The organism is Paenisporosarcina sp. P4_B8 (assembly GCF_056402175.1).
In genome coordinates, this window is record NZ_JBFUHX010000014.1 from 1 (window position 1) to 15516 (window position 15516).

The following is a 15516-nucleotide window of genomic DNA, read 5'->3' on the forward strand; positions in this document are numbered from 1 at the left end:
TTCCTGTTCTTCTGGTAGTCTGTTGTCCTTTTCTTTAAAAGATCCAGACTGACGGAATTGTGTAATCCATCTATCTAATGCAGAAGCTGTTAGATCATATTCGCGGGCAATTTCTTGGCGGCTTTTTCCGTTTTCATATAGAGCTACCACTTGTTTCTTGAACTCTGTTGAAAACGTTCTTCTTTTTTGGGACATAGTAGATTCTCCTCAACTTGTTTTGTATTAGTCTACTTGCCCTTAATTTGATTGTCCAACTAAGTGTAGCCTATCCAAATGAATTTGTAAGTTTATTTTAAATCAAATAAGAGGAGGGAATAAAGTTGGTATATAATGCAAAAGTTCAGCGAGGAGTTATAGGGTTTTTATTTGCGATGATGATGGGTTTATTAATTTCAAATATTACAGGATTTAATTTTTCCAAAGGGTTATTATATTTTCAAATAGTAGTTCTTGTTTTTCTTTTTGTATCATTCTTTATTCGATATAAGTTTGAAATAAATGACGGTTATCTAACGTATCAACCATTTTTCTTAGCAATTCCTCTCTATAAAAAAGTAATATATCCCAATCAAATAATTAAGATAAAATTTAAACGATTAGGTTGGAGAAACAAAGGTGCTATTATACAAATCAAAAAGGGATTTAACATTCATGTTGTTTATTTCGAACCCGACAACGTATTTATAGATTTAATTAATTTTACAAATAAAAATTCTGTTTCAATCTTAAAAACAAAGGATTATCTGATTTTAGAAAAAATGAAATAACCTTATTCAACTAAAGGGTGCTTTAGTTCAATAAGAACCAAGAAAATAATCAAACTTTTTTATAAAAACTTTATATTAAAATTACAAGAAAGAATCCATTTTGTTAAATCTAAATGGATTCTTTTTATTATCTTAAATATTGAAGTTTTGTTCGAACTTTCGCTCATTCTTTATTTGAAAGTTACACTAATGAGTAAATAACAAAAAATTCTAGAATTTTTTTGAGAATAAACTGTAAGACTGTTCGTTGTACTTTATGAAAAAGCTTTTTCAATCACATAAGGAGCGAAGCAAATGAAAAGTTCATCGACCAACTTTATCACTCGGTTAAAAAAACAAAAAGAAGATGCACTCGAGTATATCATTGATGCCTATATGCCACTCGTGAAAACAATCGCTACAAAAATTTTACACAATATGAAGCGAGCAGATATTGATGAATGTATCAATGATGTTTTTCTAACGGTTTGGCAAAATGCTCATCAGTTTCATGGAGAAACATCAGACTTTAAAAAATGGATTGGCATGATTACGAAATACAAAGCAATCGATCGATATCGGCACGCTGAAAAACAAATCGAACATGAACAATCGGATACACCACTCGAACAAAAAGCAAGCTCCCTACAAACAGATTTATCCGTCTTGCAACGAGAAGAAAAAAATGAATTATTACTGGCAATCAGTCAACTAGAGGAAATTGACCGCGATATTTTTATGATGAAATATTATATGGAGCTACCAAACAGTGAAATTGCCGATGCACTCAGGCTAACGAAAGCTGCTGTTGATAACCGCCTATATCGAGGTAAGAAGATACTAGCTACAAACATGAGGCTAAAGGAGCGATTCATATGAGTATGAAAGAATGGATTGATTTAGATATCGATAAACTTGAGCTTCTAGAGGTGACAGATATTGAAAAAGCACAAGTTAAACAAAATGTACTTAATAAGCGTAAAAAATCACCAATCTGGCGTCATATTGCAGTCGCTGCAGTTATGATTGTTGGTGCCACTACGGCAACCGGTTTTGCGTTCCCGTCTTTTGCATCACAAATTCCGTTTATGGATAATGTCATTAGTTATTTTAATAACGAAGAGCAGCACTACAAAAATTTTGAGACCTTCTCTACTAATATTGATCTTGCGCAGACGAGTAATGGTGTTACAGTCATGATTGATAATGCGGTATATGACGGGACGAACGTCACTGTGTCGTTTGCGATTGAAACTAATCATGAATTTGGAAAAGAGATGCATATGAGTGCGCCAAATTGGTTTGATGCCGTCGGTGCAAGCAATAGTAGTGGTGGCGGAAGTCAAATTACAAAGATTAGTGATACACGCTATGTTGGCTTATCAACATTTACGCCACGCTTCAAAGATGATGTATCTCCAGAAACGGTGGAAGTCACTTGGACTCCACATGCCTTTTATGGTATGTCGAATGATTTAGAGGTTGAGGGAGATTGGTCGTTCGCCTTTTCATTAAAGCGTTTAGAGGGGGATATACAGCTCGTCAATGAAACGGTCCTGCACAAAGACGTGAGCTTCACGCTTCAATCTGTTGAATTTACAGATGTTTCAACCGTTATTTTGTATGAACAAGTGGTAACTGATGAACTGTTAAAAGAGTGGCCAAGTGTGTCACCTGTTTTCTATGTAACCGATGATCTCGGTCATGTGTACTTGAATGGGTCGGGTGGTTCAGGCATGTCACCTGATAATGGGAAAACATTTAACGGAACGACCGCACTTGGCGCTATCCAAGAAGGTGCTAGCCATCTCATCATTCAGCCTGTTGAAATTGCGAGTCTTATGTACGGAAAAGGTCATATCGAAATTGAGCTTGATCCGATTATCGTTGACTTAAAAAAATAATAGCGAAAGCCCCCGTAGAAATTCGGCTGTTGTCTAACATTTACAGTGGCCTTATTTTGCAATGAACGTCCACTATTAGAATCTGTTTTTGGTATAGAATATGCAGGAGGCTTATTAAACTAACGGTTGCTTTAGTTAAAGATCATAGGGCTGTTTAAACAGCCCTTTTCTTATTGAACTAACGGGGTAAGTTGTTTAACAATAATTGGAACTTTTCGTGAAAACTTAGAGTCATATTTAGAAAATGATTTAGGGGTGTTTGTAATATAAAACGTTTAAGTATAAGCTCAATAGTCCTTATATTTTTAGGATTATTTCTTCTTTTTACATTAAACTGGATAATAGACGATTATGTTGAACCTATTATACTTCTAGGAGCTATCTTTTTATTAATTGGGGCTATCTTTTGTTTTATTGCTTTCTCTAAAAGGGAAAAAGGAAGTATAAAATATATATCACTTACTTCTTTTTTTATTATTCTATTTTTAGTTACTTGGTTTGAACCATTCCAAGTTATTCGAATGATGACTTGGATTAAAAATATTATTTAACTACCATGAAAATATATTTCTTCATGAAAAGAAAAATGACAACACTTAAGAAGGCCATGCTCAATCGTTAAAAAAGAGGAGAGCGTACTTTAATAATTCTATGGATTGCGGTGGACACGGAGCAGGTTCACTGGTTAGGTTATTTAAGGCTTTCTACTTCAGCATGAGCCTTTTCCAAGTTCTCAGAGGCTATACCTAAGTGGTGATCCGCTTTTGCTCCTACTTCATCACTGGGATCATCCAAAAGTTCCACCATAGCCCAACCCCAATCAATATAGTTCTCAAGAGCCACTATTAGCATCTCATTCGCTTCTTGGTATTCCTTTGGAGGTGTTAACTCACTCATTACCTGCAAATTAATATTGGTTGTATGTGAAAAAGCCCTACATAATTCCTCCATATCGTCTAGTGAGGATGATGCTGATGCTGCAGATATTTTATTTAAATTTTCATGTATTAAATCATAGTTGTTTTCAAACTTACCCACATACTCCTGTTCTGTGATGGGTTCTGATTTTTCATTTTCACTGGACGTAACCTTTTCTGAACACCCTGTTATTAGCAAGCCACCAATCAACATTATCCCCATTGCTTTTCTCAATTCCCTATCCCCCTTTATTTTTTACTGTATTATTGTTTTCAGAATACTTCAATAATAATAAGTCATATTTATTTTTTAGGTTACACATTCATCGTTACAAATATTGAATCAGTGCTGTCTGCATTATTAATCAGTTTTTTCTCTGCTTTTAATCACTTTCAGTCCATGTTTTAAGGAGCGTTTCATGTTTGCGTACAGCAGAACAAAACCATTTAGGGAAAGAAGTAAAGTCTGGAGTTATCGAACGCAAAGAATCTGGTTTGCCCATTCGATATTTAAGAACAATCGGACAATGGCAAGCCAAACCATCTTAAAATCCAAGCATATAATAGAGATGGGACTATTCATTGGAAAGATGGTATTTGTGATGAAGGCTTATTTCGAGGAAGAACAAATAAGTACAACTAACGGGGTTAGTGAATAATACTACTTTGAATGGATTATGTCGCGAAAATTTAAGCCTATTACAAAAGAAAAAAGCCTTGAGGTTTTTAATTACCAAAAGGCTTTTTGGATTTTAGTAAAGGGTAGGAGTAGGATAACAGGCAACAGCATCTATAAATCTTGGGTCAATTCCGTAGAATTGCCAGAAGGAACCGTTCCATCTATATCCAGATACTTCACCATATTCCACGCGAGTTGGGTAAAACCAGAATTGGTCCCCATTTATAAGCCATACATAAGTGTTCTGATATACACAATCAATTATATAGGATACAGAAGGTTTTGTTGGTATGAGAGGTGGGGGAGGGGAAGTTGGTGCCATTGTTCCCTCGGGCTGGAAAAATCCCATGTTATTTCACTCCTTTAAGTTAGGGTCTCATATTATATGTAGAAAAGAAGTAAAAGGATTATTTAACTGGACTATCAAAAACTAAACATTGTGAAGTAATGTACTTAAACTCCCATGAAAATTAAAATCAAAAAAAAGCAAATTAAAGTAGACCCAGAAAACACTTTTTAAAAAAAGGCTGAGCCTTGTAAGATTTATTATTAATCTAATCTGTCAGATAATCAAAAATCCTCCCTAAAGTAAAAAGTATAGGATGATTGGCTAGTGCAACAACCTGAGTAGGATTAATCTTCCATGAGTGCTACCCATAAAGGGCGAGACATTCAGTGGTTCATCGTCCTTCCTCATCCAGCCGTAGTAATCCTTTTGGAGGCTCTGTGAAAGTATAGTAGACGTTACGTAAAAACCCCACGTAACGGGATCATCCGATCCAGTGACGTGGGGTTTAAGATTTACACTATTTGACTTGGCGATCGATTTTGATTTGATTCCATACAGCTATACTGACGATTTCCGAAACATCTTGCAGTTTTTCTTTGCTGATTTTATCTATTGTATCTTGTGGCTTGTGGTACCAAGGCTCAGCGGGATTGTGGATGAATAGGGCAGCGGGAATGCCTGCATTTGAAAAGGGTACATGGTCGCTGCTGTCACCTTGATTGTAAGGTGTTGGTTCACCGTTTAGCTGTGTGCTTGCATCCTGGGCGAGATCAGTCACAAGGTTAGGCTTATTATCGACCGTTTGCAAGATTAATTCCCCGGCATCTTTGCTTCCGACCATGTCCAAATTGAAGTTTGCCACGATTCGGCTGATTTCATTTTTCGGTAACTGTTTGACATAATGATTGGATCCAAGTAATCCAAGCTCTTCCGCACCGAACGTGATAAATCGAATTTCTGTGTCGGTTGGAATGGTTTTCAAGACACGTGCAAGTTCAAGTGTCATGGCAGTTCCTGATGCATCGTCATTAGCACCCGGCGCACTTGCAACTGAATCGTGATGAGCACCGATGACCAATATATCATGAGATTCTTTGTTGGAAACGTTGGGCTTTTTTGTCGCAATGACATTGTGCGATGTATTTTGAGCGGATTTAGCACCTTCAATGTTCAATGAGACAACAGCACGCGGGTTTTTGTTGAGATGAATCAATATCGCTTCTCCTTCTGTCTGGGTCAACAGCACAGACGGAACATAAGCCTTATTTGGTTCACCTAAACTTCCCATGATGGTTCCTGGTGCATTGTTGTAAAATATGACCCCGGCAGCACCTTTCGCAGCCACATTCAACATTTTCTCCTTGAAGCTGATGACGCCACGTTGCAGGAGTACTATTTTTCCAGTAAGATCCAATTGTGCGATGTCGTTTTTCTGACCAAGTCCAGCGAAGATAACTTCCGCGGTAGCTTTTCCACTAACCGAATATTCTAAAGCCTGTGGATCCAATTTTTTCGAAAATCGCTCGACATCCAACCCGATGGAATTAGGGGCTGTATAGTCATTGAAAGTGAATGCTTGAACTTCGGCTTTATACCCGTAAGCTTCGAATTGCTTTTTGATATAAGCAACTGCAGCATCTTCTTGCTGGGTCCCAGCTACCCTAGGTGTTTTGGATAAAAATTTAATATTGTTATACATGTTATCTGCATCAAGAGACTGCAGTATTTTTGTTTCAAGATTGGTTTCTTTTTCATTCTGGGTAGAAGTGTAATGAGTTGCGAAAGTGGCGATAGGAGCTATGACACTTAGGCAAAGAATAGCTGCAATCGCAAATTTATAAAATTTATTTTTCATTTTGTTCCTCCATCATGTTAGTTCCATTAGGATGAACAAAAATGAGAATTTTACTAATAAAATTTTTTTAATCTTCCTCTACAGGATTTTCTTTTAACCACTCCGTACCAAAATCAACTAGCTGTTTCATTTGAATGATGCGACAGTCGGCTTGACCTAATTTTCCAACATGATAGGCATCGGGATGTTCTTTCTCAAATGCTTCTCCAAGGTCTGGGAAACGATCCGAGTCTACATCAAGTGTTTGGTACTCAATCCACTGACGCTCACCATCCACCAGCATCGCTGCACCCTGATTCATGTAAGTCTTCTTTTCAATTAAATTCTCCGATAGGTGCAAAGCCGTGCACGAATCATATCCGACACCAATTAACAGGATTTTAACATTTTCATTCAAAAAAGAACCGAGTGGGGAAGTCATTCCAAATGAATCCTCAAGTGGATGTTCCATCATCCATTTTTCAGCATCCTTGCCCCAGGCCATAAAGCTGTGAACAGGGTGGTAGCTGCGAATGGTTTTAGGATGACGATGAAAGCATTCCGCTATTTTGCCCATCCCACGTAGTGGGGTCAAATGTGGATCGTAAGCTGGAGTATGTTCTCGGATAGGCGCATGCCATTCTTTTGGAACTGGCGGCAGCATCCAATAGGAAGGCTCTGAGTTCTCGGCAGATTGGGCTGGCATGATAATGGTCCCTTTTTCCGTGATTGTTTCCATCAATACGTCGATAACAGCTTTTGCGCCACCGGCAATCCAACCCATTGATTTGATGGATGAATGAACCATAATGGCGTCTCCTGCTTTGATGCCAAGTGTCTGCAATTGTTGTTTCAATGTTTCAACTGATTGGAAAGATGTAGTTTCTTGTACAAGATCAAATTCACTCATGTTGGCGGCCTCCGAAATCTTTAATAACTTAATCATATAAGAGTAGAGATAACATTAACAATCGGAATATTTTTTTGAATGAATGAAATGGAACTTTATGTATGTTACTATAATTAGGGAATAAATGTAAATAATTGGAGGTGTTGAATTTGTTCAACCTGTTTTTAATGATTCATATTGCAGCTGGATGCATTTGTTTGATTACTGGTTTGCTGGCTGGTATTTCTAAAAAGAGAAAAGGCAGACATACAATCAGTGGAGAGATTTATCATGGATTTTTCGTGTTGGTATTTATCACTACTGTCGTGATGTCTATTATGCACTGGAAAGAAAGTGCCTATCTCTTTTATATCGGAATATTTTCATACGGTCTTGCATTGCTTGGCTATATATCTGCAAAAATCAGATGGGAAAACTGGCTGCGTATCCATATCGGCGGGATGTTGGGATCTTACATAGGGATATTCACAGCCACACTTGTTGTAAACATTCATCGAATACCACTTCTTAACGAATTGCCTGTGCTTATCTTCTGGTTCTTGCCAACCATCATCGGAACACCAATTATATTTAAAATCGGTAAGAAATATCGTCCCGTAAAAAGAGAAAGAAAAACCATTCTGGAATAAACCAGAACGGCTAAAATTGTTATTCGATTTCCGATACTTTCACAATCGCTTTCCCAAGGTTTGCTCCCTTGAAAAGATCGAGAAATGCGTCAATCGTATGATCGAAACCTTCCGTAAGCGTTTCCTCGTATTTCAGTTTGCCTTCTTTGAGCCAAGTTGCCAATTCTTTTGCGCCTTCTCCAAAACGAGAAGAGTAATTGCCAACAGTGAAGCCTTGCATCAATGAGCTCGTCTTGATTAAGTATCCTTGAACACGAGGTCCAACGTCCGCTTGTTCGTTATTATAAGAAGAAATTGCGCCACATACAGGAATACGCGCAAAATTATTCAAAAGAGGGAAGATAGCATCTGAAATTTCCCCACCCACGTTTTCGAAGTAAACATCAATTCCATTTGGACAAGCTTCGCGTAACGCTTGAGCAACATCCTGAGTTTTATAATTTATTGCCGCATCAAAACCCAGTTCCTCGACCAAAAACTTCACTTTCTCATCAGACCCAGCAATTCCAACGACACGCGTGCCTTTAATTTTCCCAATTTGTCCCACGATGGACCCTACAGCACCTGCAGCTCCTGACACAACCACCGTTTCATTTTCTTTAGGTTTCCCTATATCCAGTAAGCCAAAGTAAGCTGTCAAACCAGTCATGCCCAGCACACTCAAATAAGCAGTGGCAGGCGCAATACGGTGATCAATTTTACGGACGGCACTTTCTTTTACCACACTATATTCTTGCCATGGCAATGATCCGAGAACGACATCGCCTTTTTCGAAAAGTGAGGACATCGATTGAACGACTTGTCCTATGATTCCGCTTGATATCATTTCATTCAACTCAAACGGTGGAATATAGGATTTCGCATCATTCATCCGACCACGTAAATATGGATCCACTGAAATGTAAACAGTTTTTACTACTACTTCACCTTCAGACGCACTGTCAATGGATGCAGTGACAATTTCGAAATTCTCTTTAGTTGGTGTCTCCGTTGGTCGATTGATTAATTTTATTTGTTTTTGCATTATCTTACCTCCATTTTATATTTTCTTGTATGTAGTAATGTACCTTACATTGGAGGTTTCTACATGAAAAGAGCCCTCAACTAAGGTCAAGGACTCAAATTAATTTTATTTTGTTACTACAATTTCTTTTTTCTCATCATTTTGCCACGTGATACTTGCTTCAAGTAACGTGTAATTATCTTCAATGCCAAAAGCGCTAACAATTTGGTCAATAATTACTTCTTCAGACATGTTTTCTTTTAATCGCATTTTTTCCAATAAAGGCTCTAATTTTGCCATGGCTTCCTTACCAGTGACCTCACTACTACCATCTGCTACATTTTTGTATTCCACGTCGGTAGAGTCTTTTTCTTCCTCATAATTTACATCAAGCGCTTCTGGTTGGTCAGGATAATCTACTTCCAGTTCAAACTTCCTAAATTCAAATGATTCACCGGTATCTGCTGGATTATCACCTGGAGCATTATCCTCGATATCATTTGCTGTATTGTTATTGGTCACATCTTTTGTAATCTCGTCCTTATCTCCACAAGCCCCAAGGAAGAGGGCAGAAGAGAGCAATAAACTCGCAACAATCAATGTCTTTTTCGATTTCATGTATATCATCCTTTCGATATAATTCTTTGTAGTTGGTATATCCCAAAATTCTCTAAATATCCGTTTTTGCTATGCACAAATTTTTATTAGAAGAGGAAGTAAATTGAGAATGTGGATGAATGAAACTTTTAATCATCATTCTTCGTAAATGTTGATAAAGGGAGTGGATGATATGACGATGGATCAAGTGAAACAAGATTTACAAACAACATTTGAACAAGTAAAGAACGCAGTTGGATGGACTGTCGATAAACGAATTACGTTATCGATAGCAAATTACTATGTCACGACAGGTAAAACGTTTGACGGCAAACGCTTCTTGGCAACCTCGGACGCAATCAAACAAAAAACGGGTTGGACATCTCCACTTCGCTCACACATTCACTACATGATGGTTGCATTCTTGGCGAAGGAAGATGAAGATCCTGCCATTTCAATTGATAACTTATTGACGAAGCAAGGAAAATTAAAATCAGCAGGGTTCAAAAACAATGTATACAGTTATTTAGCAGCACTTTTGATGAGCGATGATGCGACTCTACAAGGACTACATGCGGAACAAGCAAAACACTTATATGATGCGATGAAATCACATCACCCATTCCTGACGCAGCCTGATGATGTGCCGTATGCAGTCATGCTTGGGAAATTGCCAGGCGATTCGAAAGAACGAGCAGCCACTATGAATCGCTATTACACGGAACTTAGACCACAAGGTTTTTATATGGGGAATGAACTTCAATGGATGTCGCAAATTCTTACATACAAGAGTTCGGGCTATCAAGCTAATCTGGTTGGGCAAGCTGTGCATATACGAGATCAGCTGAAAAGTGCCGGAATCAAAGTGAAATCCATGCACTATGTCATGATCGGATTTTTGGCTGCATTGGAAATTAAAGATGTAGAATTGCAACATGTCATTGATACGTACCGTCAACTGGAAACAATGAAGCTTTTCAATTGGTACAAAGATATGATTTTACCTATCGCAGTCCAACTCGAAACGAAACACATTATCGATAATGAAGGAACAACCTCAGTCAGTTTTGCCACTACCATTGAACTAATGTTGCAAGCGCAACAAGCCGCCATGATTGCTACGATGGCAGCAACGAATGCGGCAGTCGCGTCAAGTGTTGGAGGTGAATGATAGAATAATGAAGAATGTATATATATCAACCTCAGGAGGTGTATCTTTTGAAAAAAACCGGACTTTGGATTAATGGAGATTGGCGCGAAGCAAGTGAAACATATGATTTGAAAGCTCCCTATGATGGAAAATTACTTGCAAAAGTGGCAAAAGGATCACCAGAAGATGTGAAAGTAGCAATTGCTGGTGCCGAACAGGCTTTTCATTCCTTCAAAAAATGGACGGCATATGATCGGGCAGAAATTTTATATAAAGTGGTCAACATTATGCGAGAGCGTAAAGAAGAACTCGCGATGACATTGGCACAAGAAGCGGGAAAACCGTTGAAAACGGCACGTGGTGAAGTAGATCGCACGATTGCGACCTATCAATTTGCTGCAGAAGAAGCGAAGCAGTACCGTGGGGAAACCATTCCGATGGATGCTGCCCCTGGAGGTGCGAACCGAATCGGATGGACAAAAAAAGAGGCTATTGGCGTTGTCTCAGCCATCACGCCCTTTAATTTCCCATTCAATTTAGTGGCGCATAAACTGGGACCTGCTTTTGCAGTTGGAAATACGGTAGTCTTAAAGCCGGCAACACAAACGCCATTGAGTGCATTGGTTATGGCTGATATTTTTAAGGAAGCTGGTTTGCCGGATGGTGCCCTTCAAATTATAACAGGGAGCGGGAGTGATTTAAGCGACTCACTCATTACACATCCAGCGGTCAAAAAAGTGACATTTACCGGAAGTGTTCCTGTCGGATTGAAAATTAAAGAAAAAGTAGGTCTACGCAAAATTACGCTCGAGTTGGGTTCAAACGCAGCCTTGATTGTGGAGCCAAGTGTGCCAATCGAAAAAATTGTTAAACGTTGTGCGGAAGGGGCATTCAGCTTTTCAGGACAAGTATGTATTTCTTTACAACGCATTTACGTAAACCGCGAAGTGTATGATGAATTCGTGCAAGGATTCGTGGAAGAAACGAAAAAATTAATAGTGGGTGATCCACTGGATGAACAAACCGATATCGGTTCCATGATCCATCCGGACGAAGTAAAACGCATCGTCGGCTGGATTGAAGAAGCCAAATCGCAAGGAGCAACTGTGGCCACAGGTGGCGAATTTACAGAGCGTCAGTTGCATCCAACTATTTTAACAGGTGCTAAAGAAGACATGAAAATTGTATGCGAGGAAGTCTTTGCACCCATTGTTTCCGTCATTCCTTACGATACACTGGATGAAGCAATTGAGTGGGTGAATGCTTCACAATTTGGATTGAATGCAGCAATTTACACCAATGTCTTAACGGATGCTATGAAGGCTGCAGACGAAATTGAAGCGGGAGCCGTCATCATAAACGACATTCCTACTTTCCGTACAGACAACATGCCGTATGGTGGCATCAAGATGAGTGGATATGGCCGTGAAGGTATTAAATTTGCCGTCGATGAAATGACCGAACTGAAATTTATTACGATGAAAACCGTATTTTAGAAGTGACGAAGCAACCCAATTGTAAAGCTCAATTGGGTTGCTTTTTTTCTGACCACTCGCTGTGGGTTTTCGTCCATTCAAAATGGTTTTTTGTCCACTCAATCTCAGTTTCTGACCATTCGCTATGGAATGGACACGATTCTTCTTCAGAAAGACACATCACCATTCCTGTTTTATTAAAGAAGAAGGAGTAACGGGAAAAAAAGAGAATTAGTTAAATTAAACTTGAATGATTGAATGTAGTTATTTATCGGTGTTACTAATTAGAGCGAGGTGAAAGAAAGATGAATAGTTTAATCGCAACACTGTTTTTATTGTTCGGGTGTCTTATATTGACGTTGACTTATTTTAATAATTTTATGGAACCAAGTGGTATTCGATGGTTGGCAGTAGGATTAATTGCAACAGGTATTTCAATTTTTGCAAACGAGCTCATTAAAATAAATGCTGAACAAGATGCACAAAGGATAGCTGGAAAGTAGACAAAGATGCCAGTGATAACATTTATTCGTTTAATAATTGTTGATATTTTTATTTCCAGAAGCCCGAGCAACCAATCGAAATAACCAAATCCAATAAACAGGAATCGAGCAATGAAATCACATCCTGAGAAAGAAATTCTATATTAAAACAACGATTTAACTTTGCTGTACTGATCGTCAAAACTGTAATTTCCAATTACGTAAAAGTGAATTTTTATTTCACTTCAGCCACAAAGGTGTAGGAAACTTCACCGTTATTCCATTTTGCTAACACTTCATATATATATTGACCTTTACTTGCAGGAACCGTTATTTGATTTTCTTTCAAAGTAATTTCTTTTTCTCTTCCATCCTTATTCCATAAGTAAACATATAGTTCGGGATTTTCTTCAATATCAATCGTCACTTTTTGATTCTGTTCTAAAGCAATGGCTTTGAAATCTTCAGCGATTTGGTATGGGGAAGCGGAGTCAGTTTGGACAACCTGAGTTTCAGAACCTTGTTTTCTTTCCCATTTATAACCTCCAACTACCATTTCATGTTGTGCATTATTAACTCTAACGACTCCAGAAATAGATGGAGGAAATTCATTTTCATTTACCTTAACTTCTTTTCCTGCGGTAACCGTATCGTTCGAACATCCAGTAATCCAAAGCGAAGTAAATAATAAAATGGCAATTAACAAAGGTTTCATTTTCAAATTTCTTCCTCCTTTATATAACTTTGACGAGTAAGGAAACATAAGTGTTTCACTTTCCTAAGGAAGGTGAAAAAATTTAATCGGCAACACACGAGTTTTATTCTGCCTCAACTAGTATTTATTCCGTTTCACCCAACTCTCTCCTAAAAAAAAGACCACATGCGAACCCGCATGTGGTCCAAACTAGTTTTATACGATTTCCACTGCTTTCGATGCAGCAATCAACTCTCTGACACTATCAAGATTTCCTTCATGCAATGCATCAACTATACGGCTTCCCACAATGACGCCGTCTGACAGTTTACCCATTTCTCGAACCTGCTCAGGCGTGGAAATCCCGAAGCCTGCAATGACTGGAACTGGGCTCACTTCTTTAAGCTTCGCCAAATGTTCTCCGACTTTCATAGCAAACTCTGCGCGTGCACCCGTAATGCCCGTCACCGTAACGGCGTACAGAAATCCTTCTGAAGCTTTTGCAATTCGCTCAATACGCTCGGGGGGGCTTGTTAAACTGACCAATTGAATGAGAGCCAAATCGTGTTTTGAGAACTCATCCTTCACCATCCCACTTTCTTCAAGTGGCAAATCTGGAACAATCAATCCACTCACGCCGATATTTGCACAATCCTTAGCGAATGCCTCTATGCCATAACGGAACACCGGATTCAAATATGTCATTAGGACAATCGGAATGGTAACTTCACTACGAACTCGTTCGATTTCTTCCAAAACACCACGCAAGGTCACACCTTCAGCCAACGCACGTTTCCCAGCCTCTTGAATGGTCGGTCCATCTGCAACGGGATCTGAAAAAGGAATTCCTAGTTCTACCGCAGTAGCACCAGCCTCTTGAAGAAACAGTAATTGCTCACGGAGTTTTGATAACCCTCCGTCACCGGCCATGATATAAGGAATGAATGCTTTTCCACCTGTTTCGACTTGTTGTTCTATGGCAGTTTGCAACTTCAGTTTAGTCATTCGTTCCACCTCCAAGCGCATCACGCACTGTGACAACATCTTTATCTCCACGACCAGATAAACAAATCACGACAATTTCATCTTTGTCCAAATCAGCAGCCAGTTCAGCGGCAAAATGAATCGCATGAGCTGATTCGAGAGCGGGGAGGATGCCCTCCGTACGAGCTAACAATTGAACACCCGCCAAAGCCTGTTCGTCCGTTACTGATGTGTATTCAACACGACCATTTTCATGTAAGTAGCTATGCTCGGGTCCTATTCCGGGATAATCGAGACCTGCTGAAATGGAGTGTGCTTCCTGAATCTGACCCGCATCATCCTGCAGTAAATACATAAGTGCTCCGTGCAAAACTCCTACAGAACCTTTCGTCAAGGTGGCGGCGTGCTTATCGGTATCTAGTCCTGCACCAGCAGCTTCGACGCCGAATAATTTCACGCCTTTGTCTTCTATGAAGGGATAAAACATTCCCATGGCATTACTGCCACCACCAATACAAGCAACAATCGCATCTGGCAGACGGCCTTCTTTTTCAACGATTTGCTTACGCGTTTCATCCCCAATAACACGCTGGAAATCACGCACAATTTTAGGGAAGGGGTGTGGTCCTAAAACCGAACCCATAATGTAATGAGTATCCTCGACATTCGTCACCCAGTAACGCAGCGCTTCATTAACTGCATCCTTCAACGTTCGACTGCCTTGGGTAACGGAAATAACTTTCGCACCAAGCAGCTCCATGCGGAATACATTCAGTTGCTGACGACGGACGTCTTCTTCTCCCATGAAAATCACACACTCTAAATCCAGCAGTGCACAAACCGTTGCAGTTGCCACACCATGCTGGCCAGCGCCTGTTTCAGCAACGACTTTTCTTTTACCCATGCGGACCGCAAGAAGTGCCTGCCCGATTGTGTTGTTGATTTTGTGCGCGCCTGTATGATTGAGATCTTCACGTTTCAAGTAGATTTTGGCGCCGCCCATTTTTTTCGTTAAGCGTTCAGCAAAGTAAAGGGGATTTTCCCTTCCCACATAATCTTTCAAGTAGTAGCGGAATTCGTCAAGAAAAGCTTCGTCCTTGATAGCTAAGTCGTAAGCTTCCTCGAGCTCTATCACGGCTTGCATTAATGTCTCGGGGACGAATCGACCGCCAAATCTGCCAAAATGACCGGTAGTGTTTGGTTGGTTGTAGGTAGTTTGCATG

17 protein-coding genes are annotated in these 15516 nt (G+C 39.3%); 8 read left to right on the forward strand and 9 right to left on the reverse strand.

The window, feature by feature from the left end; genetic code table 11:
* Nucleotides 1–195, reverse strand: a 195-nt coding sequence (locus AC1DSK_RS13035; RefSeq protein ID WP_477548818.1) for a transposase, incomplete at its 3' end; no start/stop codon positions are given.
* Between the two features lie 125 nt (nt 196–320).
* On the opposite strand from AC1DSK_RS13035, the gene AC1DSK_RS13040 reads away from it, so the two are divergent.
* The 3 genes from AC1DSK_RS13040 to AC1DSK_RS13050 all read left to right on the forward strand — a co-directional run bounded on the left by AC1DSK_RS13040 (nt 321) and on the right by AC1DSK_RS13050 (nt 2650).
* A complete protein-coding gene (locus tag AC1DSK_RS13040) occupies nt 321–767 on the forward strand; it encodes a hypothetical protein (RefSeq protein WP_477548470.1) in 447 nt (148 codons plus the stop codon).
* Nucleotides 768–1061: 294 nt separating this feature from the next.
* Nucleotides 1062–1625 carry a sigma-70 family RNA polymerase sigma factor gene (locus AC1DSK_RS13045; protein ID WP_477548469.1) on the forward strand — a complete coding sequence of 188 codons (564 nt, stop codon included), beginning with the start codon at nt 1062–1064 and terminating at the stop codon, nt 1623–1625.
* Nucleotides 1622–2650 (forward strand): DUF4179 domain-containing protein, encoded by a 1029-nt coding sequence (locus AC1DSK_RS13050; RefSeq protein WP_477548468.1) that lies wholly within the window; start codon nt 1622–1624, stop codon nt 2648–2650. Before AC1DSK_RS13045 ends, AC1DSK_RS13050 begins: the two co-directional genes overlap by 4 nt.
* Before the next feature lie 690 nt (nt 2651–3340).
* On the opposite strand, the gene AC1DSK_RS13055 is transcribed toward AC1DSK_RS13050, so the two are convergent.
* Nucleotides 3341–3802 (reverse strand): hypothetical protein, encoded by a 462-nt coding sequence (locus tag AC1DSK_RS13055; RefSeq protein WP_477548467.1) that lies wholly within the window; start codon nt 3800–3802, stop codon nt 3341–3343.
* Nucleotides 3803–3990: 188 nt separating this feature from the next.
* Here AC1DSK_RS13055 and AC1DSK_RS13060 point away from each other — a divergent pair, with 188 nt between their 5' ends.
* Nucleotides 3991–4116 (forward strand): hypothetical protein, encoded by a 126-nt coding sequence (locus tag AC1DSK_RS13060; RefSeq protein ID WP_477548466.1) that lies wholly within the window; start codon nt 3991–3993, stop codon nt 4114–4116.
* A 936-nt stretch (nt 4117–5052) separates the two neighbouring features.
* Here the strand turns inward: AC1DSK_RS13060 and AC1DSK_RS13065 are convergent.
* Nucleotides 5053–6390 (reverse strand): M28 family peptidase, encoded by a 1338-nt coding sequence (locus AC1DSK_RS13065; protein ID WP_477548465.1) that lies wholly within the window; start codon nt 6388–6390, stop codon nt 5053–5055.
* A gap of 67 nt (nt 6391–6457) precedes the next feature.
* Nucleotides 6458–7279, reverse strand: coding sequence for an AAC(3) family N-acetyltransferase (locus AC1DSK_RS13070; protein WP_477548464.1), 822 nt, complete (start codon nt 7277–7279; stop codon nt 6458–6460).
* Between the two features lie 143 nt (nt 7280–7422).
* Here AC1DSK_RS13070 and AC1DSK_RS13075 point away from each other — a divergent pair, with 143 nt between their 5' ends.
* Nucleotides 7423–7908 carry a DUF2306 domain-containing protein gene (locus AC1DSK_RS13075; protein ID WP_477548463.1) on the forward strand — a complete coding sequence of 162 codons (486 nt, stop codon included), beginning with the start codon at nt 7423–7425 and terminating at the stop codon, nt 7906–7908.
* A 19-nt stretch (nt 7909–7927) separates the two neighbouring features.
* Here the strand turns inward: AC1DSK_RS13075 and AC1DSK_RS13080 are convergent, their stop codons facing one another.
* Both AC1DSK_RS13080 and AC1DSK_RS13085 read right to left on the reverse strand, forming a co-directional pair.
* Nucleotides 7928–8932 carry an NADP-dependent oxidoreductase gene (locus AC1DSK_RS13080; protein WP_477548462.1) on the reverse strand — a complete coding sequence of 335 codons (1005 nt, stop codon included), beginning with the start codon at nt 8930–8932 and terminating at the stop codon, nt 7928–7930.
* Nucleotides 8933–9037: 105 nt separating this feature from the next.
* Nucleotides 9038–9529, reverse strand: coding sequence for a YusW family protein (locus AC1DSK_RS13085; protein WP_477548461.1), 492 nt, complete (start codon nt 9527–9529; stop codon nt 9038–9040).
* 172 nt (nt 9530–9701) lie between these two features.
* Between AC1DSK_RS13085 and AC1DSK_RS13090 the strand changes: the two genes are divergently transcribed.
* The 3 genes from AC1DSK_RS13090 (at nt 9702) to AC1DSK_RS13100 (ending at nt 12636) form a co-directional block, all read left to right on the forward strand.
* Nucleotides 9702–10679 carry a DUF4003 family protein gene (locus AC1DSK_RS13090; protein ID WP_477548460.1) on the forward strand — a complete coding sequence of 326 codons (978 nt, stop codon included), beginning with the start codon at nt 9702–9704 and terminating at the stop codon, nt 10677–10679.
* 47 nt (nt 10680–10726) lie between these two features.
* The gene (locus AC1DSK_RS13095) at nt 10727–12154 is read left to right on the forward strand and encodes an aldehyde dehydrogenase family protein (protein ID WP_477548459.1); all 1428 of its coding nucleotides are present in this window, start codon (nt 10727–10729) and stop codon (nt 12152–12154) included.
* A 284-nt stretch (nt 12155–12438) separates the two neighbouring features.
* Nucleotides 12439–12636, forward strand: a complete 198-nt coding sequence (locus tag AC1DSK_RS13100) for a hypothetical protein (RefSeq protein WP_477548458.1) — start codon at nt 12439–12441, stop codon at nt 12634–12636.
* Between the two features lie 214 nt (nt 12637–12850).
* Here AC1DSK_RS13100 and AC1DSK_RS13105 read toward each other — a convergent pair whose 3' ends face one another.
* From AC1DSK_RS13105 to trpB, 3 genes are all read right to left on the reverse strand, one after another.
* On the reverse strand, nt 12851–13330 hold the full coding sequence (locus tag AC1DSK_RS13105) for a hypothetical protein (protein ID WP_477548473.1): 480 nt from the start codon (nt 13328–13330) through the stop codon (nt 12851–12853).
* 195 nt (nt 13331–13525) lie between these two features.
* Nucleotides 13526–14314, reverse strand: a complete 789-nt coding sequence (gene trpA, locus AC1DSK_RS13110; RefSeq protein ID WP_477548457.1) for a tryptophan synthase subunit alpha — start codon at nt 14312–14314, stop codon at nt 13526–13528.
* Nucleotides 14307–15515: a tryptophan synthase subunit beta gene (gene trpB, locus AC1DSK_RS13115; protein ID WP_477548456.1), complete on the reverse strand. Its 1209-nt coding sequence runs from the start codon at nt 15513–15515 to the stop codon at nt 14307–14309. Before trpB ends, trpA begins: the two co-directional genes overlap by 8 nt.
* Nucleotide 15516: the final 1 nt, after the last annotated feature.